Source organism: Cuniculiplasma divulgatum, assembly GCF_900083515.1.
GTDB classification, from domain to species: Archaea; Thermoplasmatota; Thermoplasmata; order Thermoplasmatales; family Thermoplasmataceae; genus Cuniculiplasma; species Cuniculiplasma divulgatum.
In genome coordinates this window covers 710,064-735,653 of record NZ_LT671858.1, presented here as the reverse complement: position 1 = coordinate 735,653, position 25,590 = coordinate 710,064, and the positions used below count along the sequence as shown (strand labels likewise).

The following is a 25,590-nucleotide window of genomic DNA, read 5'->3' as shown; positions in this document are numbered from 1 at the left end:
TTAAAAAACTGTTTGGTGTAGAGTCCTGGGATAATTTAGATTTGCTCTAAAGGAGTAACTTCCTTAACTGAAGCTATGACTTTTAGAATTTTTGTCAACCATTATTGTATTTTCTTTTTCTGTAATAGGTAGGTTAGAGGTCAGTTTATAAAGTGAATCCTTGAAGGCCCTATTCCTTATTTTTAAAATATTACCATTGAACATTTTTCCTTTTTCCATATGCACCAACGATTTGATTTGACCTAAACAGGGGTTTAAAAGATGGTTTTGATTTTTATCTCAACAATAAACAATGTTGATTATAAAATGTAAAACCTTTATAATATATATTGAAGCCCATAGTTAATATTCCCAAATTTTAAGTTGCAGTTTTTACAATTTAACTACATAAGTTTTTCTGAAAAACTTATTATAAGCCCGTTAATTGAAGATAGAAATGTACATAGAGACAGAGTGGTTGATTGTGCCTATTTTGGTCGTTGCGATTAGCTGTGCATATTTGCTCTATAGTATAATTCGAGCTGAGAAAATATGAGTACTGGCATTACAGCGACTGGAAATTTCTGGTCGGCATTTTTTGTTAATAATAGAATAGTTTCGGGTGTTATAATTATTGCCCTCTACCTCATAATCATAAGCTTCTTTGGTTATATGATTGCACCATATATCAAGAAACTCTATACAGGAGAAAATACAAAACTGCGGAAGTATACTGATCCGATTATAGGTTTCATTGAAAAGGTAGCAGGTGTAGATAGAAACAAGACATATTCCTTTAAGGGTTACTTTATATCACTTATAATTTTTAATTTTGTTGCAGGAACTATTTCATTTCTTTTTTTAATTTTTCAGGGGTACTTTTTTAAAGCCCCTGGTCAGGATGTCATGTCCCCAAGTCTTACCTTTAATACGATTATAAGCTTTCTTACGAATACAAATCTGCAGCATTACTCATCACCAACCACACTCACATATTTGGATTTAACTGTGGTTATAATTGGCCTGATGTTTCTTTCTGCAGGTACAGGATTTGCAGCTTCAATGGCCTTCGTTAGGGGAATCATGAATGACGATAAAAAACTTGGAAATTTCTTTCATGACTTTTTAGTCGCCATATTTGATTTAATCCTACCACTCTCACTCCTTGCCACCGTATTACTAATAATAGTTGGAGTTCCAGACACCACCTATTCAAGCATCATAATCCACCCATTTTTCGGAAAGATGACGGTGAATATACCGATTGGACCTGTAGCCTCTTTAGAAGGTGTTAAAAACATTGGAACAAACGGAGGAGGTTTTTACGGGGCCAATGCAGGGTATCCATTTGAAAATCCAGATTGGATCTCCAACCTAATTGAAGTTGTCTCATTTACGATCATCCCAATTGGCTCAATATTTGCTCTGGGTCAGGCACTTAATAATAGAAAATTTGGAAGAGTAATATATGGAGTTATAGTTGCATTGTTCATATTCAGTGCCTTACTGACTTTCTTTGGAGAAATATCAGGAATTCCAGCAATGGCCAATCTCGGATTTAACTATGGAGGCAACTTCATAGGAAAGGAAACTGCCATTGGAATTTCCCAGAGTTCCATATTTTCGACAGGAGCTACGCTTACATCTACGGGTGCTGCTAATTCTGCTCTTATTGATTATACACCTGCTGGTATTCTGGGTATATTGTTTCCTCTTCTCCTCAACGATCCCCTTGGAGGAGTTGGGACGGGCATCTTGAATATTTTTTCGTACGTTATTTTTACAGTGTTCATAGTTTCCCTAATGGTAGGAAAACTTCCAGAAATTATGAGTCTCAAAGTTAGTGCGAAGGAAATGAAGTATTCAACTTACAGTCTTATCACCCATCCATTAATTATTATTGTACCATTGGGGATAGTACTGCTTTTGTCACCCATATTGATGAGTTCCTTTGTAAACACAAGACCGGATCAAATAACGCAGCTTCTTTATGAATTTGCCTCAGCTGCTTCAAATAATGGATCCGAGGTAGGTGGATTTGCTACCAATACTGCATTTTTTAACATAATAGATGGTATAATTATGCTGATGGGGAGATTCCCAATTATGGCTTTTCAGCTTGTAATAGCTCAATCCTTTGCATCTAAAAAACCGAAAGTGCTGTATGGGAGGACGTTTGATATTGGGTCATTCTGGTTTGGTATGATGCTGTTTTTCACCATGTTGCTTTTAGGATTACTTTCTTTCTTCCCAATTCTTGCAGTTGGACCACTATTGAGCTGGGGAAGAACGTTTTCCCTTATTATTAGAGGTGTTTTATGAACAGTTACGCTGAAGCAGTTATAAATGCTCTTAAGGAATTTGATCCCCGGAAGCTATATAAGAATCCTGTGATGTTCATAACAGAAATAGCCCTCCTTTTTTCATTATATCTCATTGTCTTCCATCAGGCATATCACCTCGAGATGAGTGGGCTGTATGTACCTTTCTATATTTCAGTCGTTGTACTCTTATTTCTTACCATATTCTTTTCAACTCTTGGGGAAGCACTTGCAGAGGGAAAGAGCAGAAATATAACGGCAACACTTAAAAAAATGAAGAAAGAAACCACCGGAAGAATAATAGATGGCACAACGGAGAAAATTGTGGATTCTTCTGAACTGAGGAAAGGCATGATTGTAGAGGTCAGGAAGAATGAAATGGTACCAACTGATGGTGAGATAGCCGAAGGCAGAGGATATTTCAATGAATCCGCAATTACAGGTGAATCGAAGGCCGTATTCAAGGTAAATGGCGACAGTGTAACCGGTTCAACAACCTTTCTTGATGACAGTATTAAGATAAGAATTACGGCAGACCCGGGAGAAACATTTCTGGACAAGATGATTGAAATGGTCGAAGGATCTGTTAGAAAGAAGACTCCAAACGAAATAGCACTTTCAATATTACTGGCTGGACTAACCCTGGTATTCATCGTTGTTACATCATCAATATTTCCCCTTGGGGATTTTCTATCAGATCATGTAAATCTGATCATTCTCGTAGTACTTCTGATCACACTGATTCCAACAACTATTGGTGCACTACTCCCTGCTTTGGGTGTGGCAGCCATTAATAAGGTCTCTCAGTTCAATATCATAGCCAAAAGTGGAAGAGCAGTAGAAAATGCTGGTGATATTGATACAATAATTCTCGATAAAACCGGTACTATTACAATGGGCGAACGTGACGCCTCCAAGATATATCCGAATAAAGGAATATCAGAAGAAGAAATGGCAAAGATCTGCTATCAGAGCTCATATTTAGATGAAACGAGAGAGGGAATTTCCCTTGTAAAATATGTGTCAGAACGTTATGGAGAACTTGAAAAGTACAGGATAAATAATGCTGAATTCGTTCCCTTCTCATCAGAAACGAAGTTCAGTGGAATAAGTTATGAGGGACATAAGCTGTACAAAGGTTCGCCCCATGCTATATGGGATATACTGGGACAAAAGGACAATTTCATAGATGCCATATGTGCCGAAATTTCAAGTAGAGGGGGGACAGCAATGGTACTTGTACTGGACAGCCAGGTAATTGGAGCAATAGAATTCAATGATATCATAAAGCCATGGATAAATGAGAGAATTAAAACCATGAAAACGATGAATATCAAAACCGTTATGTGTACTGGGGATAACGAACTTACTGCAGAGTACATATCAAGAGAGGCGGGACTCGATGAATTTGTTGCAAATAGTAAGCCTCAGGATAAATACATGAAGGTTGAAGCGGAAAAAAATCAGCAGAGAATGGTGGCCATGGTTGGAGATGGCACAAATGATGCTCCGGCACTTGCTCTGGCAGATGTGGGACTTGCTATGAATAATGGAACACAGGCCGCAAAGGACGCTGCAAACATGATAGATCTTGATAATGATCCAACGAAATTGATGGATGTAATATTCTTAGGAAAGCAGATTCTCATAACGAGAGGTTCACTAACAACATTTAGTATTGCAAATGATATATCAAAATATTTTGTAATAATACCAGCAATTTTTTATGCTTTTCCGGTACTTTCATTCATAAACATACTTGGATTTACTGATCCTCTGCTTGCCATAACCTCTGCTTTAATTTTCAATACAATAATAATTCCACTTTTAATTCCACTGGCCATAAGAGGGGTAAGATTTAAGCCCTCAACTGTAGATGAGCTTTTAAAAAGAAATATCACAATTTACGGTTTCGGGGGAGTTGTCCTGCCGTTTATAGCCATCGGCCTGATCTATCATTTGCTTCTGGGGGTGGGTATTTTATGGTAAACTGGAAAGAAATATTGAGGATATTTAGAGGGTCTCTTGTAATTGCAGTGATCATATTTGTACTTCTCGGACTGGTGATCCCAACAGCCACTGCACTAATAACTGAAAAGGTTGATCCAGGAACCGGGAATGGTAATCAAATAAAGATTAATGGAAAGGTTTTCGGCAGTTATTATCTTGCTCAGGCTTTTAACAGATCATACTTTTTCCAGCCCAGGCCTTCTGCCATAGACTTTAACCAATCATCCTCAGGTGCTCTCTGCTGCTCACCAAATACAAATGCATCTCTACTGCAGTTGGAGAAAAATTTACAGGAATTTGAGCAGATGAACAAGAACGTTTCAGTTTCTAAAATCCCAGGAGAAGTAATAATGGATTCTGATTCTGGGTTAGATCCTAATATCCCACTATCAGCTGCATTACTGGAAGAGCCGAGGGTTGCAAATTCAATTGTATCGTTTGCAAGTTCAGTAAATGTAACCCTGAAATTAAAACCCGTGAGCAGTTTCTTAAACAACACAATCAATTCAACTGAAAGGCAGAATTTCCCAATATTTGGTTCATATTATGTTAACATAATGTACATTGATGTACAGATCATAATATTCCTTATGAATAATAATGTCTTACAAAGCTCATCTCTTAATTAAAACTGAATCTATTGGTGCATCCTTTATTATTTTTTTAATATCTGAATTTATTCTTACATTTGAATAACTATCAGGTCTTACGCCAAGTACCACAAAATCTGAAGATGTGGAGTAAATCCTTTGAAGAACTGAATCTCTCAGATCGCTTCCGTATATGTCAGAAATTTCGTAATCAAGTTTAAGCTCCTTCCATACCTCCGCGTTCATCAGCGTTTTAAAACCATGAATTTTCTTTTTATCGAACGATCTCATATCACAGAGGTAAAATTTAGCGTTTAGAACCTTTGCCATGATAGCAGCAAGGTATACTGATTTACGTGTATTGAGTCTCTCGCTCATTGGTACCAGAATTTTCCTGTATGGATATGTACTCCTTTTAATAGAAAGAGATGCTGTTGTGTTCTTTGAATGCTTGATTAGATAATCTCCTATACCTCCAAATAGAGAAGTTGAGACCCCCGATCTTGATCTGGAACTGAACAGAACAAGATCATAATTCTTCGAATTTGCTTCTCTAATTATACCTTCCCTAACATTTCTTGCGCTCTGGATCTTTGGAATAACCTTTAGTCCTTTTTGACTTGATTCCTTGTATGCCTGCATAACTACAGCAACCTTGTCACTCCATGTAACTTCCTTGGATTCGTCCTTTATTGTAAGTGCTGTTATTTCTGAACCAAAGACCTTTGCAAAGTCGCTGGCAAACTCAAAAGCTCTTCTAGAACTTTCCCCTTTTGCCATTGGCACAAGAATTCTATCAGCCTTTGCATAATAGGAGGAAACTAAATCCATCATTGATAATGTATTACATTAGCATAATAAATAGTTTTGTTTTGTATTTAAATAGGAAATATTTATAATATCTGAATTAAAACGATGAATAAAGGATATGGCAGAAAAAATTTTAGATTTATTACTGTTAAACAGTATCATGATAAGTGATAACAGTACTACTATTTTTACAATTGTTTTGGAAAAAATAAAAATGTGAAGCATTATTGTTAGAAAAGATTATGCATATTATTTTAACTTTCAGCCATCTTTACTGACAGGAGTATGAGTAAAGTAAGGGTTGAGAGATCATCTCCTTTGACAGGAATATCTCCACACTTTAAAAGTGAATACAACTGTTTCCTGAGATGATGGCATTCAAAATTTATAGAAAACATTTTCTTATGGAGAAAATTACACTTAACATGCATTGTTTGATCATAAACAGAGGTAAAATCGAAGGCATGGAAGACATGGAAGAACTGGCAAAGGTCCCTTACGACGAAGCTTTTGTTGTTGATCTTGATGCAATAACACATTACCGTTTTAACTTCAAAATGTATAATGAACTTTCCAAATATATTGAATTTACTTTGATGGCATATCCGTATAAAGAAAATGATTTAATGGATATAATAGTGTCAGGCGCGTCGAGAGTGGTTATAAACGATACTCTGGAAATAGACACTATAAAAAAATTCCTTGATGTTACAGACGAACTTGTAATGCGATGTTCAGATAGTGAAAAGGCTCACATGTTTCATAGCCTGACTGGAAATATGTATCTATCATGTAAAATATTCAATGTTCCAGGAGTCTTTTTCTATTATGGCCCATTTCTCAATAGGGGACCAAATATTATTCCCCTTGAAAATTTTCCAGAAGAATTAAGAATAGACTGCTGAAAAATCGCGGGTAGATTACTCAATATTTATTCTTAGAAAACGAGAGTTCTCGGTTAAGCGTTGAAATAAGGTGATGACACATATTTTCCGTAGAATTTATGAAACAATAAAATAATCTAATATGATGAAGTCCTGAGATAGATGGTTTCCTTAGCCGTTAAAACAGGAGGAGTTAGTTTTGAATCACCTGCCATACTTGCATCTGGAATTCTTGATGAGAATGGATATACAATGAAAAGAGTTCTGGAGGATGGAGCCGGGGCAGTAGTTACCAAATCCATAGGTACTGAAGAAAGAAACGGCTATTTTTCACCAGTAGTGGTTCCTGAAGATACCTATCTGATTAATGCAATGGGTCTCCCTAACCCAGGAATTGATTCGTTTGAGGAGGAGATTAAGATTGCCCTTACGGCAAAAAAACCTGTGATCGGTAGTATTTTTGCTTCAAATACAGATGATTTCCTTAAATTGGCCCTAAAAATGCAGGACTTTGGAGTTAGTGCTGTAGAACTTAATCTTTCCTGCCCGCACGTTCAGGGGTTCGGATCTGAAGTTGGAAGTGATCCGGTTCTGGTCAAGGAAATTGTAAAAACCCTGAAGGGTACCATTAAAATACCGGTCTGGAGCAAACTCAGTCCAAATGTTACCTCCATATCAGAGATTTCAAGAGCCGCTTCTGACTCGGATGCCCTTGTCTTGATTAATACAGTCAGGGCTATGGCCATTGATATTGAAGCAAGAAGACCTGTTCTCACAAACAGTTATGGGGGAATGTCCGGCACAGCAATTAAACCTGTAGGACTAAGATGTGTTTACGAAGTAAGGAAAGAAACAGAGATTGACATAATAGGCGTTGGTGGGATATCCAGTTACATTGATGCACTTGAATACATAATGGCCGGGGCATCTGTGTTCCAGATAGGAACTGCTCTTATGAAGTACGGTAGAAGTATATTCATGAGAATTACGGGGGATCTGGAGAAATATATGATATCCAATGGAATTAATAACCTGGAGGAGCTTGTTGGGGTGGCTGTGAGATGATGGAACATATTCGTATAACAAAAAGGGTGAAAAATACACCAACAGTCGTTTCACTTTACTTTAAGTGGAATGTCAAGGTTCTTCCCGGTCAGTTTGTTATGGTCTGGGTTCCGGGTTATGGAGAAGTGCCTATGTCCTTGTCCCAAACTGAAGATGAGAAATGTATAACGGTAAAAGCATATGGGGATAGCACCAAGAAATTAATAGAAACTGAAGCAGGAGAGTGGGTATTTCTCCGTGGACCCTACGGAAAACCATTCTCCAGTACATCTGGAAACAAGTTGCTGATCGGAGGAGGTTCAGGTATGGCCTCGCTAAAACCACTTATCGATAGAAATGCAACTGGAATCATTGCCTCTAGAACATTCGATGAACTTCTGTTTTCTGATGAATTTGATGAGGATCACAGGATTGAAGTAACAGAGGATGGAAAAAAGGGAATAAAAGGAATAGTCACTGATGGAATTGAAGTCGTGAATCCAGAAGATTTTTCCATGATCTATGTGTGTGGACCTGAAAAAATGCTGAAGGCAGTATATGATAAAATTAAAAAATTGAATGTCAACGCAGAATTCTCAATGGAAAGAAGTATGAAATGTGGAATTGGATTATGTGACTCCTGCTCAGTAGATGGTTTTCAGGTTTGTGTGGATGGTCCTGTTTTTAATATGAAGCAATTGAATGGTATGACTGAGTTTGGGACAACCAGATTGCTTTCATCTGGGAAGAGAGTAAAAATTTGAGGAAAAAATGTTAATCACAGAGAAATTTCACAGTATTCAGGGAGAAGGGACCCTAACGGGAGTGCCAATGTATTTCGTAAGGACAAATCTTTGTAATCTAAGGTGTAAATGGTGTGACACAACTTATTCTTTTACTGGTGGGACTGAAGAACCAGTTAGATCACTTATTGAGGAATGTTCCAAAGTATGGGAAGACTGGATATGCCTTACTGGCGGAGAACCACTGCTTCAAAGAGATGCGAAAGAATTTGTTTCTTCTCTTACAGGAATGGGAAAGAAGATACTCATTGAAACTGGTGGATCGCTAGATATTGAGCCTTTCACCAAGTATGATGGCACTGTAATTGATATGGATGTGAAGACACCTTCATCTGGTGAGGAAAGGAGCCTTAAAAAGGAAAACCTTGAAAAGCTGAGGGAATTTGATTATATAAAAATGGTAATACAGAATGAAATTGATTTTTCATTTGCTCTGGAATTTCTAAAAAACAACCTTGTGAAATGTGAAGTTATTCTTCAACCTGCATGGGGAACTCCACCAGACTGGCTTGTTAACAGAGTCATAGAGAATAGGTTAAACGTGAGAGTTATGCTTCAGATGCATAAAATAATATATGGTGAAAAAAGAGGTGTATGATGGAGGATAAGATTTTTAGTGGAAAATTTTATTATTTCGGAACTTTCCAGGACCTTTTTGTATATGTTAAGAACGGAGTAATTACAGATGTGAGGAAATTTGAGAAATCTGTAAAAACTGAAAGAATTGAAGGAGCAATTCTTCCAGGTTTCTTTGATGCCCACGTACACTTCAGGGATCCAGGGGAAACTGATAAAGAGGACTTTTATACCGGTAGTATGTCCTCCGTTTTTGGAGGTACAACGACCGTACTGGATATGCCAAATAACATAATACCCATAAGAGATTACAATCAATTCGACAGAAAGAAAGCTGTTGTGAAGGGCAGATCCTTCACCGACTATGGATTGTTTTCACTGTATGATGGAACCAATGGAGACGTGATTTCAAAGGAGAGCATTGGTTTAAAAATTTTTATGGGTGAAAGCACAAACAGTACCGCATTCACTGGAGATTATGAACATGATCAATTTTTAGAAAAATATAGCAGACCAGTTGTTTTCCATGGAGAATCCGCTGAATGCCTGAGAAAGAATAGTGCAAGGGAGGTTAAAACTCTCATAGATCACGATTTATCAAGGCCAAGTTCATGCGAAATGGAGGCACTTAGAACCATATCAAAACTAAAAACCAGTGTCAAAATTGCAGCCCATATAAGTGATTATGGGAATGCCCAAAGTTTTCCAGAAAAGTTTTTCATGGAGGTTACACCACACCATATTCTTCTTAATGAGGAAATGCAGCTTGGAGCCTACGGGAAGGTAAATCCACCTTTAAGAGAAAAGGCTGTAATGGAAAAAACTAGAGAGGCGTATCTTGATGGTAAATTTGATTTGCTATCATCTGATCATGCACCCCACCTTGAGAAGGATAAAGAAAGTATACAATTTGGAAAATCAGGGATCATAGGGGTTGAGACGAGGGTACCTCTCATGCTCGCCCTTGTTCATAAGAAAATTCTATCTTTAGATACTCTTTTAAAAACAGGTGCATCTAGGCCTGCAGAATTATTTGGTATAAAAAAAGGGAAAATAGAGAAAGGGTATTCAGCTGATTTTGTGTCCGTTAACTTTTCAGATATGGAGAAATTGAATGAGAATAGGCTTCATTCTAAACTGACAATCTCACCGTTTAATGGGTTTGATGTTGTATTTCCAAGAAATGTTTTCGTTAGAGGAGAAAAAGTCATATCAAACAGGGAAATAATTGAGGATTGTCTTGGCAATATGATCACTCCTCAAGTAGCCTGAAGTGTTTCATTATGTCTATCAATCCGTCTCCATAGGCTTTTTCTGAAACGTATTCAGCCCTTTCCTTAACAGACCTACTTCCGTTTGATATTGTTCCGCTCATTCCGACAACTTCGAATAGATCGGCATCGTTATCACCATCACCACAGGCAAGTGTTTCATCTTTTGAAACAGCGTAAATCTTCATTAACTCCCTTGCTATAAATCCCTTATTTTGACCTTTGTTCAGAATATGCTTTGCAAATCCACTGTCCTGAATCACAACATCATATTTCTTCTCATATTTTGTAAAATCATAACTCCCATCGAGTATGAAACTTATGGAAGTCTCTCTCCATCGATTGGTGATGAATTCAACTGCACCCAAGTCTTTCTCAATTTCTTTATAAGCATCTACTGTTTTTTGCTTTTGAAAGTATGAGGTTATCCTCTGTTTATAAAGTAAAATCCCTCCATTTTCTCCTGCCAGTGATTCCCCTACCCCAAGAATAGTTCTAACTCCGAACATTACTGGAAGCACGTTTCCACTTGCAAGACATATGTGCATTTCTGGATTTGAGAAAACAACCTTCCTGAGTGCAACTAGAGTTTCCGGTAATATGCTCTGATCCTTCTGTGTAATGGTTCCATCGATGTCAAGAATCAAAAGTTTGATCATTTGCATTAATAATATAAACTTACAATTTATACGTATTTATTGAAACCCAATAAAAATGAGACTAGAAATGTTGCCCTGAAAAGAATAGATTACCTGTATAACCTGATGAATAGTGAATCAGTTGTTCCTAAATCAGAAATAGTGAAACAGATAGAGAAACTTTCGGTCAGATTTGATATAACATTATCAAAGAATATTAAAAGAAGCTATTGCAAAAACTGTAAATATCCTTATGAGCACAACTATAGGCTAAGAATAAAGAAAGGTAAGGTTCTCGTAACCTGTTTGAATTGCAACAATATTAGGAGATTTGACATCAGTCACTGAGTGTTTCAATATGGAACAGTACCTTAAATCCTTCCAGAGTTGCCTGTATTTTATCAGCGAACCATAGAGAATCTTCTTCTGTTGCACTGTTTGCCCATTCATAGACCATATCATGGTCCCCCATTACCGGTTTAAATCCCAGCGATCTCAGTCTGTTTATTATCTCAGATGGTTTCGCTCCTTCGCTGGAAAATGTTACGTTTAAATATGTTTTCATCCCAATCTTGATGGTAATCTCTAAACTCTATTTATTTTTTGGCAATATCTAGCTTTATCACTTCCTTGTTACCCTTATGTAATAAACTATGAAAACCAGAATTGAAACAAGGCTAAGTACAATACTCACTAATACAATCTCGCCGAGATCGTAGGATCTGTAACTGACCTTGAAATGAACATATACATTTGATTGCTTTAGAATTATATTACCTGTGGTGATATTTGAAGTGTAGTCATAGGGAAGAGATATGGTATAATGATAAGTTCCATCGGGTAATGATATATTCAGGTAATAATTTGATGACTCATAGGATTTATTATTGATCTGAACAGTAAAATTAATGTTCGAAGGAAGACAGCAAGATTGAAAAACAACATAATTGTGTATTGCTGTCGTGGGTCTGTCTGTTGCAGTTACATTATGCTCCTCGGAAGCACCTACCATAGATAGAGATGATATGAGCAATATGAGGATAAGAGATGAGATCAAGCGCTTTCCATTCATTTGTTCCAGATTAATTCCACTCTTATTAAGAATTATTATCTAGCTATTCAATTGATTTTTCTGCATACTATTCTTCTTTCCTTAAATGAGAAGATATATGATATATCATCACCATTTAAGTTACTCTGTATTTTACTCTGCTCCTCATAATAATCTGGTGAGTCATAACGGAGAATTACCCTTCCAATATTCTTTGTTTTCAGCGTTTCTACCAGCGTATCTGGATCTACGACAGAAATCACCTCATATATATCACCGGTAAAATTTTGGATTAACTCATCTCCAGTGTATAATGCCTTTCTCTTCTCTTCACTTATGATTTTAAGATCTAGCTCATTGCAGTAGTTTCCATGGAGTCCTGAGTAAAAAAGTGAAGCGTCTGGGACAAAAAGATAGTTCATTACTCTGTCTCCAAGTTGTGGTTTCATCCTCTGGTCGGACATGTATGAAAAGTTACGTGTCAGACTAGTGGCTTGAAAAATTCTTCTATTATCATTATTACTGTAAAGAGTTAACCTTGATATATCTCCATCCACAGATAGGTACTCCAGTGTACCAGGAATATTTTTAATCCTTTCTGGATGAAGAAAAGGGGGTAGATCGAATACAAATTCTCTCACCTTTTCCCTGTAAATATCCATGATATGATCAGGATTTGGCTGCAATTCCTCCAAAGACCTTTCCCTGGAACTGGATGACCTCAGTGGGTCTGAGTAGATTGTATCATACTCTTTTTCCATTAGCTGCAGTTTTGTTCCATCACCATTCTCAAAAATTGCCCTGCCAGCATATTTTTTGTTGTTTATCCTTGCCATTAGAACCCTTTCTTCATTCGTATCAAATCCCTTAACTGTAGAATACATTGATAAAAAAATTGAAGCCATACCGGCACCGCAACCAATATCCAGTATGCTTTTATCTTTCAATCTCTCAGCCCTGTACATTGCAACATTCTCTGGTGTAGAATAGGAAGCTGAATATGTATCCATATATACCTGGTCATATTTTGAATACTTATGCCTTATGCTATTCCTTGTCTTTGCAAAGTCATAAAGAATGCCCAGTTCATTCTTCCCCAATCCCAGTTTCTTAGATATTGTTCTTAGCTGATAACCACGCGCCAGGAGGCTGGAGATATCATTAATTTTCTTATTAATTACCTTTTCCATCTCATCATCCTTCAGGATATTCTCCAGTAGTTCCCTGCGATTGGTAAATGTTCTAAAGGAAGGTCCTTTATCACTCATTCACTCTAATTGAACTCTTATAGATAAACCATGATTTATCCAAATTCATGATGTTCCACTTTTTTTAAGCTATTGAGATTCTAATTGATGAATATATTTCATTCATTTAATGACAACATACTTTTTTTGATAAGCGGAGACCGTATATATAATATGGTAGTTCCATTATAAAATAAAACTTAATTGCGTGTTAGAAATCACTTACGGATATCGATGAATAACTCCGGGAGTGATGCTTTTGAATTCTGAACTCAAAGTTATAAGATGGGACTACAGAATGGCAGATAATATATTAGAAATAAAGTTACAGGAAGACGATGACAAACTTCAGAAAATGCTGTCTTCTAAGGGCATTGAGAAGAGAGTGATTCTCAGGACCTGTAATAGGCTGGAAATCTATTTTCATGATGATGCAAAATTTTCAGAGAATGAATTGGAAAATGCAGAATTATTGAAAGATGAACATGCAATAAGACATCTTCTGCGGGTTTCTTCTGGACTGGAGTCCATGTCCATAGGAGAGCAGGAAATATTAAGACAAATAAAGGAGGCATTTGACCTGGCCCACAAACAGGGTAGAACCGATAAATTCCTTTCCATGATTTTTCAAAAAGCGTTGAAGGTAGGTAAGGAAGTAAGGGAGACTACAGAAATATCACATGGAAAAGTATCGATTCCTTCGATCATGATAGAGCAAATCGAAAAGAAAGGTCTTCTGAATAGTAGCACTATCGGTGTAATTGGGACTGGAAAAATGGCTGCCACAGTTGTAAAATATTTAAAGAAGAAACCTTCAGTCAAGATCACAATATATGGAAGGAATGAGGAAGCAGGTTCGGAGCTATCACATCTTTTCAAGGTAAATTTCAAGAAAACTCTGGATATAGGAAATATAGTTGAAGAGTGTCACGTAATTGTGACAGCCACAAGCTCCAAGACCCCATTGATCACGAGGGAACTCATTGAAAAAATTCCAAGAAAATTACTGTTTATAGATATTTCAAACCCAAAAAATATTGAGGAAAGTTACAGTAATCCAAATGTTGAACTGATCAATTTAGAGATGGCAAATCAGATTCTTCAGGAGAACAGAAAAAGAAAAGAAAAGGATATAGAGGTTGCCGAGACCATTATTGATAGGGAACTGAGAAAGATCTACTCTAAGCTTGCAGAAGGTGAAATTGAAGGCTATATTGCCAGCATTTACAGTAGATCGAAGGATATACTGAGTGATGAAATTGAAAAATTCAGCAGGGCTATCGAAAACGGCACAGAAGAAAGAGAGGCACTTGAACTACTGGGAAATTCCATAGTGAATAAGGTTCTTGCTCCTGAAACACTCACCCTCAAAAAGATGGTTAGAGAAGGAAAAACTGAAAGCGTAAGGGAGTTTCTGGATTCGGCCATGAAGTTTACCGATAGGGAACTCTATTCTTCGTCTGAAGATCATAAAGAAAACCAAAGTCAACAAGTCCAAAATCATCAGTTATACCAAAAACCCTGAAGTTTTTATCTTTTATATTCTTTAGAACAGGAGTGAAATGCTCGTCACTCAAGAGTGATTGAGTGACATCAGTTCCTGATGAAAAGAAACTCATTGCTGGCGTGATTGCTATCTGATTTTTATCATCGTACACAAAGGCAGGTATCTTATATACACCTCCTATTTTGTCTCTTAAAACTATTGATGGGTGTTCGTGCCCCAGTATGGTGAATTTTCTATAGGATAGATCCTTATCACCATGATAGATGTAGTAATTTTCCGTCTCGTATGTATCTACTTCCAGAATACCCCTCTTACTCAGAATAGATTGAAGATAGTTATCATGATTTCCCCTGACAAATATAAGCTCTGTCTTTGCAGTAAAACGATCTATGAAGTGAATGACATCATCCCATTCCTGTGGCAGATTCCTCCTGAATTCCTGTTTGAAATCCCCATTGATTATCAACTTTTCAGGGTTATATCTTTCAATTATCTGAGAGACTTTGTCCTCAACATGATTTCTCTGTAATTTTGGGAGGAACAGGCCATTGAGATTCATTTCTTCTTCAAACCCGAGATGAAGATCCGATATAACTGCGGCGGATATATCAGATAAATAAATGCAGAAAAGGTCTGAGATATAAACATTCTCCCTTATTTCCAGGTCTTTCAATGTTAACTAAATGCATTCCTTGATTACATAATTTTGCCATGAATTGTTCATAGTAAAGGATCTCATGATAGTAGCAAAATTATTAACGCTTATTTACATTTTGGGTTGTGGAACTCAGTCCTCAGGAATCAGCTGTTCTTCTTTACCTAAAAGATATTAAAGAGATAAATGAGAAGGATATTGTAATAGATAAACTATCAAATGAAAATATAAGGGGAGCCATTTCATGGCTGGAAAAAAAAGGGTTAGTCTCCGCTAGGGTAGTAAATAGTGAGGAATTGGAGCTTACGCGCGAGGGAAGAAAATACTTAGAGGAAGGGTTTCCTGAGTATAGAATACTGTCCGTTCTTAAATCAAAGAAAAGAATAAGTTTATCTGATGTTAGGACAATACTTGGCCCGGAAGAATCTAAAATTGCAATTGCTCAGCTTGCAAAATTTGGAATAAAACCCAATAAGGGAGAGATTGAGATAAACAATTTTAAAGAGATAGAAGATAAATTATTGAAAAGAATGGAGGTACTTAAATCAATAGATTCCGGCAATAAAGAAATTTTAGAGAAATATCCTGAGGAGAAGGATGCAATTTTAAAACGGAGTGGTATCGTTGAGAGAAGAACTAGAAGCACACGAATAGTAAAGATCAGCGAAGAAGGTAAGGAAATATTATCAACAATTCGAGATGCTGAAGATTCTATTGGGGAGCTTACAGCTGAGATGATCAGGGATGGAACATGGAAGAATAGAAGGTTCAGAACCTATGACTTGAACATGCCAGGGAAAGTTACACCGAGACATGGACTTCACCCATTAACTGTTCTTATCAACGACGTGAGAGAAATCTTTTTATCTATGGGATTTGAGGAATTAAAAGATCCCTATGTTGAATTTACAGGATGGAACATGGATGCTCTTTTCATTCCACAGGATCACCCTGCCAGGGATATGCAGGATACTTTCTTCCTATCAACCACGAAAAAAGTAGAACCTGATGAGGATGACAGACTTCTATTCAAGAGAGCTGGCAAAATCCATGAAAATGGTATAAGAGGATATTCTGGCTGGGGATATAAGTGGAAGCCTGAAGAAGCTGAGAAACTTATGCTAAGGACTCATACGACTGCCAGTACAATGAGATCACTTCACAGAACTCCAAAAATGGAGAAAGCTGTATTCTCTGTTGATAAAGTATTCAGGCACGAAAGCGTCGATTGGAAACATCTTGCAGAATTTCATCAGGTTGAAGGGGCGATACATGCCAGAAATGCAAACCTGGGAACGCTAAAATGGTATTTAAGAAAGTTCTATTCTGCCCTGGGTTTTGATCATATAGAGTTGATCCCTTCCTATTATCCATACACAGAACCAAGCCTTGATGTGGTAGTACAGATAGATGGAAAAGAACTTGAAATGGGTGGTTCTGGATTAATACGACCAGAGGTGACGAAGGCACTGGGTCTTAAATATAATGTCATAGCGTGGGGTCTAGGTCTTGAACGTCTGGCACTTCTTTATTATGGACTCAACGATTTAAGAAAGCTCTATGAGAGCGATCTTGGATGGTTGCAGAAATATAGACTCAAACTTTGAATGCTGCTTTCAGGAATCTTAAAGATTCCCTGTAATTATTCTCAATATCTAGATTCATTTTTCCATCTTTCTTTATATATTTTCCATTGATCACAGTATCTGTTATTGCAGCAGGATTCATGCTGTAAACTATCTGGTTAATCATGACATCTGGATCAGATGACTGCAATGAAAAGTGGTTGCCATCAATTATGTTAAAATCGGCAGGAGCTCCAATCTTAATTTCGCCCAGATATGGGATGTGAGATGCCCTCCCTCCATTGACTGTAAGCATCCTGAAAACATCCGTTGCGTTTAGTATTCCGGCATCCCATCTGCCATTCTTTATTGAAATAGTTCCCGTTTTTGCAGTTTCAAGAATATTCAGGGAATTGTTACTACCATTGCTGTCTGTTCCTATGGTAATATTAACCCCATTATTCATTAATTCTGGTACTGGTGGAAATCCTCCAGTGCCAAGTTTAAGATTGCTTTCGGAATTCCATGAAACATTGACTTCGTTCTTTCCCAGTGCCTTGATCTCGTGGTCGTTCAGCCATACGCAGTGGGCAGCATTAAGTCTTTTACTTAAAAGATCGTTATCCGAAAGAAATTCCACAGGACGCTTCCCTGTTTTGTCCAAGAATTCATAAACCTCCTTCCTTGTTTCTGATAAATGCATGTGAAGAACTGTATCAAATTTCTTAGAAACATTGTTTGCAGCCCTCATTGTATCGAGAGATGCAACGTATACTCCCTGAATTCCGATGGAAGGGTATATAATACTGCTTTTCCCATTATATTCCCTAATGAAGCTCTCTGCATTATCAACAGGGTCTCCCTTTTGTGTTGTTATTTCTCTGTCCAGCGTATTCCATGATAAAAAAGATCTTATATCCATCTTGTTGCATGCGTCCCATATAATATCCTCATCGTAGTAAAGATCAAAGAAAGAAGTTATACCATTAGAAAGTAACTCATAAATTCCACAAATAGTGGAATGGAATATATCATCTTTAGTTCTTTCACTGTCAAGCTTGAACGTCTTTTCCAGAAACTTTTCAAGATTTACATCATCCAATCTTCCCCTGAATCTGCTCATTGCAATATGAGAATGAGTATTTATAAAGCCCGGTATCAGGAACCTGCTACAATCACCCGAATTTTGAGTTTCTTCAACTCCTGCAATTATTCCATTTTGAATTTTTACCGATCCATGGATGAATCTGTTCAGGGAAGTGTCGTAATAATAAACGTCTTCAATTGTTTTGCTTGTTTCCATCATCTTCCATAATCTTTAGATGGTAATTTCCTTTTCTATCAGAGTGTTTTACGGAAAACATAACCATTATGGCAATTAAAGTTGTAACAAATATAGAATAAATACTATATGGCAAATAAATTAGTAGAAATGTCAGAATAAATGAGGCTATTGACCCCGTTAATATTGGGTAACCAAGATATTCAAGTGATTTTTTTACCCTGTTTTCCTCGGAAAAATAAAGGTTCAAGATGAAACCCACTATGGAAACAATAAAGGTTGTTGTTAATAGATCAATTACAAATGGATTTGGCTGTAATAGAAGGGTTATGAATTCATATCCCTTATATATAAGCAGGTACACATTTAGATAAATTAGAATTCCTGTTAGTTCATATACGTCATAAAAATTGTATCCTTTGAAAACATTCAATGCAAATGTGAGTGTTGCGAGCATATATATGGTGGAAGTTGTGGAAACGACCATGTATGAAACTGTTTTTGAGGTTTTTTTGGATAATACCCCTTCAAAAAGTAATGGAAACACTATACCAGTGGAAAGGGTGAACATAAAGGGTGTAAAGTTTCCCCTAGTAATTGGATATTTGAAAAGACCTGAACCAATAAATGAATCATGTGTTAGTAAAACGAGATCAGATACGAGGATGTATACAAGTATAACAATCATGGTAAGTGGATATACCTTTGATCTGTAATCCTTGGGTGAGAAATACTTCACAAATGGTATTACAAAAAGCAGGATGACCCACGCTTCCCAGTAAATTCTCTCAACCGGGAATATGTAGATGAAAGATGCTATGGCTGGTGTAAGTATAAGCACGTTAGATATGTATATAGATATATCATTTTTCCTCATCACGCACCTCTGTTACTCTCCCTTCCGTTAATATAATCCGAAATGAGTGATACCAGTATTCTCTCCTTTATTACATTTCTTGCAACAATGCCAAATTTTCTATAAAATTTAACATTGGTATCAAGGATCTTATTTTCATTAATTATGAGAGCGTTTCCAAAAACACCTATAATTTCTGTATCATGTGTTTCATAAAAGCCTCTTGGGTTGATTATGTACATATATTCTTGCTTTTCCATCCTGAGGTCCTGAGGTAGAACTTCTTCTGTATTTTTACCGGAGTAGGGTGAAATAATCATAAAGATCATTGCGTTTTTCTTTACCGTTTTTCTAATATACCTGTTAGCAGCACCTATATTGAAGGTACCTGAAGGTCTGATCTCAGCAACCTTCTTCTGGAGATTTTCAATTGATTCGCTCCTGGAAGATGGTTTTATGTATATTTGATGGTCAGATGAGAATATTATATAGCCAACCCTGTCCTGATTCTTCAGCATCGTATATGAGGCATTTATTGCGCTTGTAACCATAAAATCAAACATTCTTAGCTTTCCATACCCCAGATTTGACCCAATGCTGTAATCAATTAGTATAATGGCATCTATCTGCCTTTCTTCCTCCCACTCCTTTACAAACAGTTCATCATTTCCTGTAAGATTATATCTGTTCCATGCAACGTGCCTCATATCGTCTGAATCATTATATGACCTGATGCCAAAGAAGTTATAGCCCTGACCAGCTTTTCTTGAAATATGCAGTCCATTGGTGAATATTACATTGCTCAATCTCTCGCTTCTTTGCATAAAGGTATCTTTGGATGATGGCCCTATCCTTGCAGTACTGATCAGATCTGCTACATACTCTATAAAACCCAATCCGAGAGCATCAGAACATATAACTTTCAAAGGACCAATGGAATATTTACCTATTGCTTCAGGGCTCAGATAATAGGTTTTTTTCACCGTTTCTCCCTTCTTAAGATATACGCTGTCTGTGTAATCGCCCTTCAGGTCAAATACATCAGCCAGTGTGTCAAAATATTGGAAATGTAGATTGCGTTTTGAAGGATTTCTTATGGTAAGTTCTGCCCTTACCATGTCCCCCTTCTTCATTTCTTCTCTTTCCAGTATCCTCCTTACCTCTAGCTGGTTCATCGCCTTAAAAGTTCCATGGTTTAGTGCCCACAGATCAGCACTTACAATGAAAATCCCACTTAGGAAAAAAAAGGTTAGCATCTGGTAACCATATAAATTATAGATGTATGATTCTAGAAGACCTATTGTAAGTATGGCCAGGATGCTGTAAGCCCTTTTCTTTATCATTAAGGAGAAGGCACCTCAGAAAGTATTTCTTCTATGACTCTAAAAGCAACTTCAGTCCCTACATCAGATTCATCCAGCATGGCTTCTGGTCTCAGTATCAACCTATGGTTCAACAGATACTTACTTATGTAATACACATCCTCTGGAACCACGTAGTTCCTACCATGAACCAGTGCGCATGCTTTTGAGGCCATTAGAAGTTTAGCGGTGGTACGTGGACTTGCACCCACATAAACCTTCTTGCTTTCTCTTGTCTTCCTCATGATGTCTACCATGTATTCCTTAATACTCTGGGAAACAAATACATCATAAACTTCATCTCTCAGCTTCAAAATAGTATCAACGTCCATATATGTTTGAGTGCTGGCACCTCTCAATGATCTGTTAAGTATCTGCACTTCTGCCTCCCTTGATGGATAGGTAAGAATTAATCTGAAAAGGAATCTGTCCATTAGCGCTTCTGCTATTGGAAATGTTCCTTCTTGTTCAATGGGGTTCTGTGTCGCAATGACAATGAAGGGAACTGGTAGTTTGTGAGTGACTCCACCCACAGACACCTGTTTTTCTTCCATTGCTTCAAGAAGTGCAGATTGTACCTTTGCAGGGGTCCTGTTTATCTCATCCGCAAGTAATACGTTGGTGAAAGCTGGCCCTTCCCTGAATTCTAGTTTTCTCGATTCAAGATTGAATATTATATTTCCGGTAATGTCTGAGGGTAGCATATCTGGAGTGAATTGTATCCTCTTAAACTGTGCCTTAAGGTGAGATGAGAATTCACTTGCCAGCATTGTCTTTGCAAGACCGGGTACACCCTCCATCAGTATATGATTGTTACTTATCAGTGAAATAAACATGAATTTCACTATTTCCTTAGAACCTACCACCCTGGAGTCTATCTCATTACCTATCAATTCTATTGAGTTCCTGACCTTGTTAAGGTCTGTTTGTGTTAATTCAGCCATATATTTATTCCTCCTTTATTCTGCTAAGATCCAGATCTATGGTTACCTTCTGGATAGTAGCATACACACTCATAATCTCCTTGAATTCCTTCTGCATTTTTTCCGCAAGTTTTTTCTTCATTCTCTCGCTTGCAGTGTATGTTATGCGGTATTTCATTCTCCTGTATTTTCTGGCCTTCCTAGTAAGATATTTCGATAATGCCTTGATCTTTCTGGAACTTTCTTCAAGATTCAACTCAAAATGATCATAATCCCTGTTCTGCACGTACAACATCTCCTCATTTATGTAATCTTCCGGTAATTTAAAAGTTTCCTTTTCCTGAATTAGGGTCGGTTCTGAATCTACCTTCCTTCTCAGCGCATTTATCTTTAGAATGATGAAATAGATAACAACCATCAGGACCGGTATAAGAAACACGAGAAATAATAGCGGATCTGTACTCAGCTCGTAAAGAACTTCTGTGAATGAAAAAGGTGGGACCGAAATAGATAATGAGGAAAAAGGTAAAGCACTTACTGACATTTACTTACTCATCCACAAAATAGAGTCTTTTTATATCCATGTAGTTGTAAATGTCTGTTAACTGTGATACGATTCTTTCACCGTCTATTTCATTATCCTGTGAATAGACAGCTGGAAAATATATTTCCATCAGGAACGAGGCGTATTTCTTTAATGCCATTTCCTTCATCTGAGTATCTCCAGTGGTCTTTGTTCCTATCAATGATGTACCCAGAGCAAGTGATACAGGATCTACTGTTATTTCTTCAGAAAGATCCTTGTTAGACTCTTTTAGAATCTTATAAATCCTCTCCATGTTTGGAAGATTGCCTCCTAAGTTTATATTAAAGTACCTTTCAATATCCTTCTGTACGTCTCTCTTTCCCTCCATGGCTGCCTTTAGGATTTCTTTATTTCCAACATTTCTTCTTGCATTGACAAGTGGTGGAATATCAAGTATGGTTTTTACCCTGATCTGTGTTTCTTCTCTAACAACTTTCTTTTTCCTGTTAAAGAATCCCCGTTTCTTTCCCTCTCCTTTTTCACCGTTCAGTATATTCTGTATTTGCTTTATTGCTTCCTGATCACTACTTTCTTTTTCCATAAATTACTCCACTCCATTCATGTTCGCATAATTAACATTCAATATTCCAAAGTATACATAGAAATATGCATATATAGAGTATATTGAACCTCCGAGGTAAATATCAATTCCAAGTTTTTGACCTCCAATGTAAGAATAACTAAGATTATTGAACTCAGAGCCTCCAATAGATAGAATGCTTATATTTTTTCCATCTATTTCCAGTCTAGAATACTTCTGCATGTAATAGGCTTCCTGATTATTTAACTCAACAGTTACATTCTTTATAATTCCCGATATGCTTCCAAGGTTTACTGAATTATTCCATAGATAGGTTTTGTTTGCAAACCTGCTACCAGTTTCGTTGAATATTGCCCTTTCTCTTGTATTTGTTACGTTTATATACTGCACATTGTATGGTGTCTTGAAATTAAGGGAGAAACTTTTACTCGTGAAGTTGCTTCCCTCCACATTGATGTGGTAATCCATTTTAACTCCAGTCAGGTTGTTTATTTGATTGAGAATTAACATTTTACCGTTGTTCCCAGGAGGTACGGTATATTGAAGCAATGAATTATTTTGAAATGTTATTTCTGTAAGAAAGAATGAGACCTTAACCTTACTTTCAATTGGTATAACCAGTCCGTAGGAAGAAACATTAAGTTTTTTAAACTGTCCCGTTTTGTTATTATGATTAAATTTGAGATTAGCAGACACGTAATCCTGCCCTCTGTAGGTGAAATTATATGAACCCTGTGGAAGCTTGTATGTTATGAACGTTCCATTGAATTTTTCATTTACACTATTTGTAATGATTGGTATGGATGAGGAAGAAATATTTAAGGAAAGATCCGAAACAGGTAGCTGTTCATTGAATTCTCTCCCATATTCCAGTCCAAAGTCCTTATTGACTGTGAAATTTAACATGTTGACCAGACTTATATTCACAACACTGGTTTGCCTGCCAGCAAAGTGTGTGCTTACAGTTTGGCTAATTCCATCTGAGACTGGATTATTTATAGTTTTATAATACTGACCAAATAATGAAATATTCATAAATAGTGAAAATGTGGTGCTTATGTTGAATGTTGGATTTACTGTACTGTTTATAAACACTTTCTTCGAATATATTAGTCCGTTTATATTAGAATAGACAACGAATTCATTCCCCTTGTTTTTGGAAAAATTGCTCACTCTTACACTGATCTTTTGGGGACCCTTGTTATAAATGTTAGAGGAAACAGACCCTTTTAATATATTCTCCAGGTGGGTCTTGTTATAGCCAGGAACTCTCAGTAATGACTGAGTGAAACCACTTCCAATGGAGTTGAGTGGTCTTGAACCTATCTGAATAGATGTAAAATTTTTCTGGCCGGATATAGACTTAATTACGAAAGACTTGCTGCTATTATAGAATCCGGCCTGGAACACATTTATTGTTAGATTTATTTCATAATTTTGGTGAGTATCTATGAAATAATAAAATTTAAAGGAACCTCCTGAAGATTGCTCTATACTGCTATTTACCAGAAGACCATTTTCATTCAAAGTAATATCTGGAAACAGTAATCTTTGTTGATTTATAAGGTTGAAGGTAAATCCACTTACCTCAAAAAATTGTCCTGGGAGTGGTTTCAGCGAGATATATGGAACAACAGTTTGACCACTTTGGTTTTTTATGGATATGGAGACTGTGGAGTAAAGGAAGCCGGGTGCATAAACTACAAGACTGTATGATCCAAAATAGTATGCTGGAAAAGTTGCAACGCCACTTGTGCTTATATTAGTCTGTGTATAGTATATGGTCCCTTCAAAGTTACCCATTATCAAAACATTCAGCGAATGGAGGAGCGTTCTGTTTTGTGGCGAGTTCGGGTAGAATATGTTATTTAGCTGAATAGTAATATTCCTATTTTTGATAAAGCCCTTGTTGAAATCTGAAAATGCAAGATTGTATGATACATCGGAGAGTTTGCTTTTAAGGTAACTAGAAACATTTGACTCCATGAAAGACGGGATAGGTTTTATTCCCGAGGAATTAATTTTATTTACTACCGTGGGAGATACAAACGGGTCCCTGGCCTCGACTGAAATATTTATATGACTTACACTTCTATTTACGAAGAATAGGGAAGAAAAGTTATGAAGATATTCATAATTTGCACTCACATAAATATAGTCTATACCCACGGGTGCACTCACCTGATAGTACCCTGATTTATTTGTGAGTGTACTTGCAAAAAATGATGGAGTACTGAGGCTTCGCACTGTTGAATTACGACTTAGTGATACTGAGCTAACTTTAATCAGGGGAACCGGCAGGTTTAATTTATTCCGTACATAACCTGAAATTAGATAGGTTTCGTTTTTCAAATTCCTCATTTTAAAATTCAGATTTGTTATTTCTTTTCCGGTGACGTTGAAGAAAAGAGGTTTTGGAGTTTCATTGTAATTCCTTTTAATTGTTAGGGCTGCGTAAGTACCGTTCTGTAGAACAGTATGGTAAACAGCGTTTGAATTGGAGCTACTGTTATAAAAACCAAAAAATGAAATAAATGAAAGATTTACATTTGGAACATTTGCTCCCGTAAGGTTAAATGTTTTTCCTGATACATTATAAAAGGTCGCCTTTTGCAATGTTAAATTTTCCCATTTTGAATTACCTGAGAGTATGGTAAATTTACTAAAGCCAGTATTATATCCGCTTACCTTGTAGCCTATGGTAAATGAACCATACTGTAGCAATGTTACATTGTAATATCCCTGACTATTAAGATCCGTGTAAACTACCCATGGAAAATCATAAATTGATATTCTTCCTGTAACCGGGTTTCCAGATTTGTTTTTTATATACCCATGCAGTTGTATTGTCCCGTTTTGTACAGGGCTCATGCTCGAACCTTTTGTGCTAAAGGCCAGCATCTTTTGCTCGTTCTCAAATATCTGAGGAATCTTGATCTTTTCGTAGGGCTTTGCGTTATATGTTTCGTGGAATAGGGAAAGGCCTGTACCAAGTATTATAGCTGCCACTATTATAACAGCGATGAATTTGGCGTTTATTTCAGGCATTAATATGCATAAAGTCCCTATCTTAATTAAGTTTTTGGAACA

Annotated in this window: 24 protein-coding genes and 1 pseudogene; 11 read left to right on the top strand and 14 right to left on the bottom strand. The window is 36.8% G+C overall.

Annotated features, from left to right (window positions below):
- Positions 1 to 63 precede the first annotated feature (63 nt).
- On the bottom strand, positions 64 to 219 hold the full coding sequence (locus tag CSP5_RS09710; RefSeq protein ID WP_172399391.1) for a hypothetical protein: 156 nt from the start codon (positions 217 to 219) through the stop codon (positions 64 to 66).
- 312 nt (positions 220 to 531) lie between these two features.
- Between CSP5_RS09710 and CSP5_RS03620 the strand changes: the two genes are divergently transcribed.
- The 3 genes from CSP5_RS03620 to CSP5_RS03610 are packed head-to-tail and all read left to right on the top strand — an operon-like array spanning position 532 to position 4,939.
- A complete protein-coding gene (locus tag CSP5_RS03620) occupies positions 532 to 2,301 on the top strand; it encodes a potassium-transporting ATPase subunit KdpA (protein WP_148689651.1) in 1,770 nt (589 codons plus the stop codon).
- Positions 2,298 to 4,289, top strand: a complete 1,992-nt coding sequence (gene kdpB, locus CSP5_RS03615; RefSeq protein WP_021788813.1) for a potassium-transporting ATPase subunit KdpB — start codon at positions 2,298 to 2,300, stop codon at positions 4,287 to 4,289. The genes CSP5_RS03620 and kdpB overlap by 4 nt, the downstream gene beginning before the upstream one ends.
- Complete coding sequence (locus CSP5_RS03610; protein WP_021788812.1) at positions 4,283 to 4,939, top strand: potassium-transporting ATPase subunit C; 657 nt, start codon at positions 4,283 to 4,285, stop codon at positions 4,937 to 4,939. The genes kdpB and CSP5_RS03610 overlap by 7 nt, the downstream gene beginning before the upstream one ends.
- Here CSP5_RS03610 and CSP5_RS03605 read toward each other — a convergent pair.
- On the bottom strand, positions 4,925 to 5,734 hold the full coding sequence (locus CSP5_RS03605) for a universal stress protein (RefSeq protein WP_077076118.1): 810 nt from the start codon (positions 5,732 to 5,734) through the stop codon (positions 4,925 to 4,927). The two genes, CSP5_RS03610 and CSP5_RS03605, sit on opposite strands and share 15 nt — an antisense overlap.
- Positions 5,735 to 6,174: 440 nt before the next feature.
- On the opposite strand from CSP5_RS03605, the gene CSP5_RS03600 reads away from it, so the two are divergent.
- The 5 genes from CSP5_RS03600 (at position 6,175) to CSP5_RS03580 (ending at position 10,289) form a co-directional block, all read left to right on the top strand.
- The gene (locus CSP5_RS03600; RefSeq protein ID WP_148689650.1) at positions 6,175 to 6,615 is read left to right on the top strand and encodes a hypothetical protein; all 441 of its coding nucleotides are present in this window, start codon (positions 6,175 to 6,177) and stop codon (positions 6,613 to 6,615) included.
- 141 nt (positions 6,616 to 6,756) lie between these two features.
- The gene (locus CSP5_RS03595; RefSeq protein WP_077076116.1) at positions 6,757 to 7,659 is read left to right on the top strand and encodes a dihydroorotate dehydrogenase; all 903 of its coding nucleotides are present in this window, start codon (positions 6,757 to 6,759) and stop codon (positions 7,657 to 7,659) included.
- Positions 7,656 to 8,402, top strand: a complete 747-nt coding sequence (locus CSP5_RS03590; RefSeq protein WP_241869835.1) for a dihydroorotate dehydrogenase electron transfer subunit — start codon at positions 7,656 to 7,658, stop codon at positions 8,400 to 8,402. The genes CSP5_RS03595 and CSP5_RS03590 overlap by 4 nt, the downstream gene beginning before the upstream one ends.
- Positions 8,403 to 8,469: 67 nt before the next feature.
- On the top strand, positions 8,470 to 9,039 hold the full coding sequence (locus CSP5_RS03585) for a 7-carboxy-7-deazaguanine synthase QueE (RefSeq protein WP_241869834.1): 570 nt from the start codon (positions 8,470 to 8,472) through the stop codon (positions 9,037 to 9,039).
- Positions 9,036 to 10,289 (top strand): dihydroorotase, encoded by a 1,254-nt coding sequence (locus tag CSP5_RS03580; RefSeq protein WP_241869833.1) that lies wholly within the window; start codon positions 9,036 to 9,038, stop codon positions 10,287 to 10,289. Before CSP5_RS03585 ends, CSP5_RS03580 begins: the two co-directional genes overlap by 4 nt.
- On the opposite strand, the gene CSP5_RS03575 is transcribed toward CSP5_RS03580, so the two are convergent.
- On the bottom strand, positions 10,270 to 10,935 hold the full coding sequence (locus tag CSP5_RS03575; RefSeq protein WP_172399390.1) for a phosphoglycolate phosphatase: 666 nt from the start codon (positions 10,933 to 10,935) through the stop codon (positions 10,270 to 10,272). The two genes, CSP5_RS03580 and CSP5_RS03575, sit on opposite strands and share 20 nt — an antisense overlap.
- Positions 10,936 to 10,986: 51 nt before the next feature.
- On the opposite strand from CSP5_RS03575, the gene CSP5_RS10055 reads away from it, so the two are divergent.
- Positions 10,987 to 11,274 carry a ribonuclease P Rpr2/Rpp21/SNM1 subunit family protein gene (locus tag CSP5_RS10055; RefSeq protein ID WP_077076113.1) on the top strand — a complete coding sequence of 96 codons (288 nt, stop codon included), beginning with the start codon at positions 10,987 to 10,989 and terminating at the stop codon, positions 11,272 to 11,274.
- On the opposite strand, the gene CSP5_RS03570 is transcribed toward CSP5_RS10055, so the two are convergent.
- The 3 genes and pseudogenes from CSP5_RS03570 to CSP5_RS10050 all read right to left on the bottom strand — a co-directional run.
- Positions 11,264 to 11,491 (bottom strand): hypothetical protein, encoded by a 228-nt coding sequence (locus CSP5_RS03570; protein WP_077076112.1) that lies wholly within the window; start codon positions 11,489 to 11,491, stop codon positions 11,264 to 11,266. The genes CSP5_RS10055 and CSP5_RS03570 overlap by 11 nt on opposite strands.
- A gap of 57 nt (positions 11,492 to 11,548) precedes the next feature.
- Entirely contained in the window at positions 11,549 to 11,998 is a 450-nt protein-coding gene (locus CSP5_RS03565; protein ID WP_145983933.1) for a hypothetical protein, read from the bottom strand.
- Between the two features lie 653 nt (positions 11,999 to 12,651).
- Positions 12,652 to 12,942, bottom strand: a pseudogene (locus tag CSP5_RS10050) (class I SAM-dependent methyltransferase); the annotation flags it as partial.
- A 541-nt stretch (positions 12,943 to 13,483) separates the two neighbouring features.
- On the opposite strand from CSP5_RS10050, the gene hemA reads away from it, so the two are divergent.
- Entirely contained in the window at positions 13,484 to 14,749 is a 1,266-nt protein-coding gene (gene hemA / locus CSP5_RS03555; RefSeq protein WP_172399389.1) for a glutamyl-tRNA reductase, read from the top strand.
- Here hemA and CSP5_RS03550 read toward each other — a convergent pair.
- Positions 14,658 to 15,404 (bottom strand): metallophosphoesterase, encoded by a 747-nt coding sequence (locus CSP5_RS03550; RefSeq protein ID WP_077076108.1) that lies wholly within the window; start codon positions 15,402 to 15,404, stop codon positions 14,658 to 14,660. The genes hemA and CSP5_RS03550 overlap by 92 nt on opposite strands.
- 107 nt (positions 15,405 to 15,511) lie before the next feature.
- On the opposite strand from CSP5_RS03550, the gene pheS reads away from it, so the two are divergent.
- Complete coding sequence (gene pheS, locus CSP5_RS03545) at positions 15,512 to 16,993, top strand: phenylalanine--tRNA ligase subunit alpha (RefSeq protein ID WP_148689645.1); 1,482 nt, start codon at positions 15,512 to 15,514, stop codon at positions 16,991 to 16,993.
- Here the strand turns inward: pheS and CSP5_RS03540 are convergent.
- The 7 genes from CSP5_RS03540 to CSP5_RS03510 are packed head-to-tail and all read right to left on the bottom strand — an operon-like array spanning position 16,983 to position 25,548.
- Entirely contained in the window at positions 16,983 to 18,257 is a 1,275-nt protein-coding gene (locus tag CSP5_RS03540) for an amidohydrolase family protein (RefSeq protein WP_148689644.1), read from the bottom strand. The two genes, pheS and CSP5_RS03540, sit on opposite strands and share 11 nt — an antisense overlap.
- On the bottom strand, positions 18,232 to 19,110 hold the full coding sequence (locus CSP5_RS03535) for a hypothetical protein (protein WP_148689643.1): 879 nt from the start codon (positions 19,108 to 19,110) through the stop codon (positions 18,232 to 18,234). Before CSP5_RS03535 ends, CSP5_RS03540 begins: the two co-directional genes overlap by 26 nt.
- Positions 19,110 to 20,432 (bottom strand): DUF58 domain-containing protein, encoded by a 1,323-nt coding sequence (locus CSP5_RS03530; protein ID WP_077076105.1) that lies wholly within the window; start codon positions 20,430 to 20,432, stop codon positions 19,110 to 19,112. Before CSP5_RS03530 ends, CSP5_RS03535 begins: the two co-directional genes overlap by 1 nt.
- A complete protein-coding gene (locus tag CSP5_RS03525) occupies positions 20,432 to 21,394 on the bottom strand; it encodes an AAA family ATPase (protein WP_021788791.1) in 963 nt (320 codons plus the stop codon). Before CSP5_RS03525 ends, CSP5_RS03530 begins: the two co-directional genes overlap by 1 nt.
- 4 nt (positions 21,395 to 21,398) lie before the next feature.
- Entirely contained in the window at positions 21,399 to 21,917 is a 519-nt protein-coding gene (locus CSP5_RS03520) for a hypothetical protein (RefSeq protein ID WP_077076104.1), read from the bottom strand.
- Between the two features lie 4 nt (positions 21,918 to 21,921).
- Positions 21,922 to 22,500 carry a hypothetical protein gene (locus tag CSP5_RS03515; RefSeq protein WP_077076103.1) on the bottom strand — a complete coding sequence of 193 codons (579 nt, stop codon included), beginning with the start codon at positions 22,498 to 22,500 and terminating at the stop codon, positions 21,922 to 21,924.
- A gap of 3 nt (positions 22,501 to 22,503) precedes the next feature.
- On the bottom strand, positions 22,504 to 25,548 hold the full coding sequence (locus CSP5_RS03510; RefSeq protein WP_077076102.1) for a hypothetical protein: 3,045 nt from the start codon (positions 25,546 to 25,548) through the stop codon (positions 22,504 to 22,506).
- Between the last annotated feature and the right edge of the window lie 42 nt (positions 25,549 to 25,590).

Excerpts from the sequence above, each read along its gene's own strand:
- CSP5_RS03520 (WP_077076104.1), bottom strand. The coding sequence starts at position 21,917 with ATGTCAGTAAGTGCTTTACCTTTTTCCTCATTATCTATTTCGGTCCCA.
- CSP5_RS03540 (WP_148689644.1), bottom strand. The coding sequence starts at position 18,257 with ATGATGGAAACAAGCAAAACAATTGAAGACGTTTATTATTACGACACT.
- CSP5_RS03585 (WP_241869834.1), top strand. The coding sequence starts at position 8,470 with ATGTATTTCGTAAGGACAAATCTTTGTAATCTAAGGTGTAAATGGTGT.
- CSP5_RS03605 (WP_077076118.1), bottom strand. The coding sequence starts at position 5,734 with ATGATGGATTTAGTTTCCTCCTATTATGCAAAGGCTGATAGAATTCTT.
- CSP5_RS03610 (WP_021788812.1), top strand. The coding sequence starts at position 4,283 with ATGGTAAACTGGAAAGAAATATTGAGGATATTTAGAGGGTCTCTTGTA.
- CSP5_RS03565 (WP_145983933.1), bottom strand. The coding sequence starts at position 11,998 with ATGAATGGAAAGCGCTTGATCTCATCTCTTATCCTCATATTGCTCATA.
- CSP5_RS03620 (WP_148689651.1), top strand. The coding sequence starts at position 532 with ATGAGTACTGGCATTACAGCGACTGGAAATTTCTGGTCGGCATTTTTT.
- kdpB (WP_021788813.1), top strand. The coding sequence starts at position 2,298 with ATGAACAGTTACGCTGAAGCAGTTATAAATGCTCTTAAGGAATTTGAT.
- CSP5_RS03535 (WP_148689643.1), bottom strand. The coding sequence starts at position 19,110 with ATGAGGAAAAATGATATATCTATATACATATCTAACGTGCTTATACTT.
- CSP5_RS09710 (WP_172399391.1), bottom strand. The coding sequence starts at position 219 with ATGGAAAAAGGAAAAATGTTCAATGGTAATATTTTAAAAATAAGGAAT.
- CSP5_RS03515 (WP_077076103.1), bottom strand. The coding sequence starts at position 22,500 with ATGGAAAAAGAAAGTAGTGATCAGGAAGCAATAAAGCAAATACAGAAT.
- CSP5_RS03580 (WP_241869833.1), top strand. The coding sequence starts at position 9,036 with ATGATGGAGGATAAGATTTTTAGTGGAAAATTTTATTATTTCGGAACT.
- CSP5_RS03510 (WP_077076102.1), bottom strand. The coding sequence starts at position 25,548 with ATGCCTGAAATAAACGCCAAATTCATCGCTGTTATAATAGTGGCAGCT.
- CSP5_RS03570 (WP_077076112.1), bottom strand. The coding sequence starts at position 11,491 with ATGAAAACATATTTAAACGTAACATTTTCCAGCGAAGGAGCGAAACCA.
- CSP5_RS03530 (WP_077076105.1), bottom strand. The coding sequence starts at position 20,432 with ATGATAAAGAAAAGGGCTTACAGCATCCTGGCCATACTTACAATAGGT.
- CSP5_RS03600 (WP_148689650.1), top strand. The coding sequence starts at position 6,175 with ATGGAAGACATGGAAGAACTGGCAAAGGTCCCTTACGACGAAGCTTTT.
- CSP5_RS03590 (WP_241869835.1), top strand. The coding sequence starts at position 7,656 with ATGATGGAACATATTCGTATAACAAAAAGGGTGAAAAATACACCAACA.
- CSP5_RS03595 (WP_077076116.1), top strand. The coding sequence starts at position 6,757 with ATGGTTTCCTTAGCCGTTAAAACAGGAGGAGTTAGTTTTGAATCACCT.
- CSP5_RS03525 (WP_021788791.1), bottom strand. The coding sequence starts at position 21,394 with ATGGCTGAATTAACACAAACAGACCTTAACAAGGTCAGGAACTCAATA.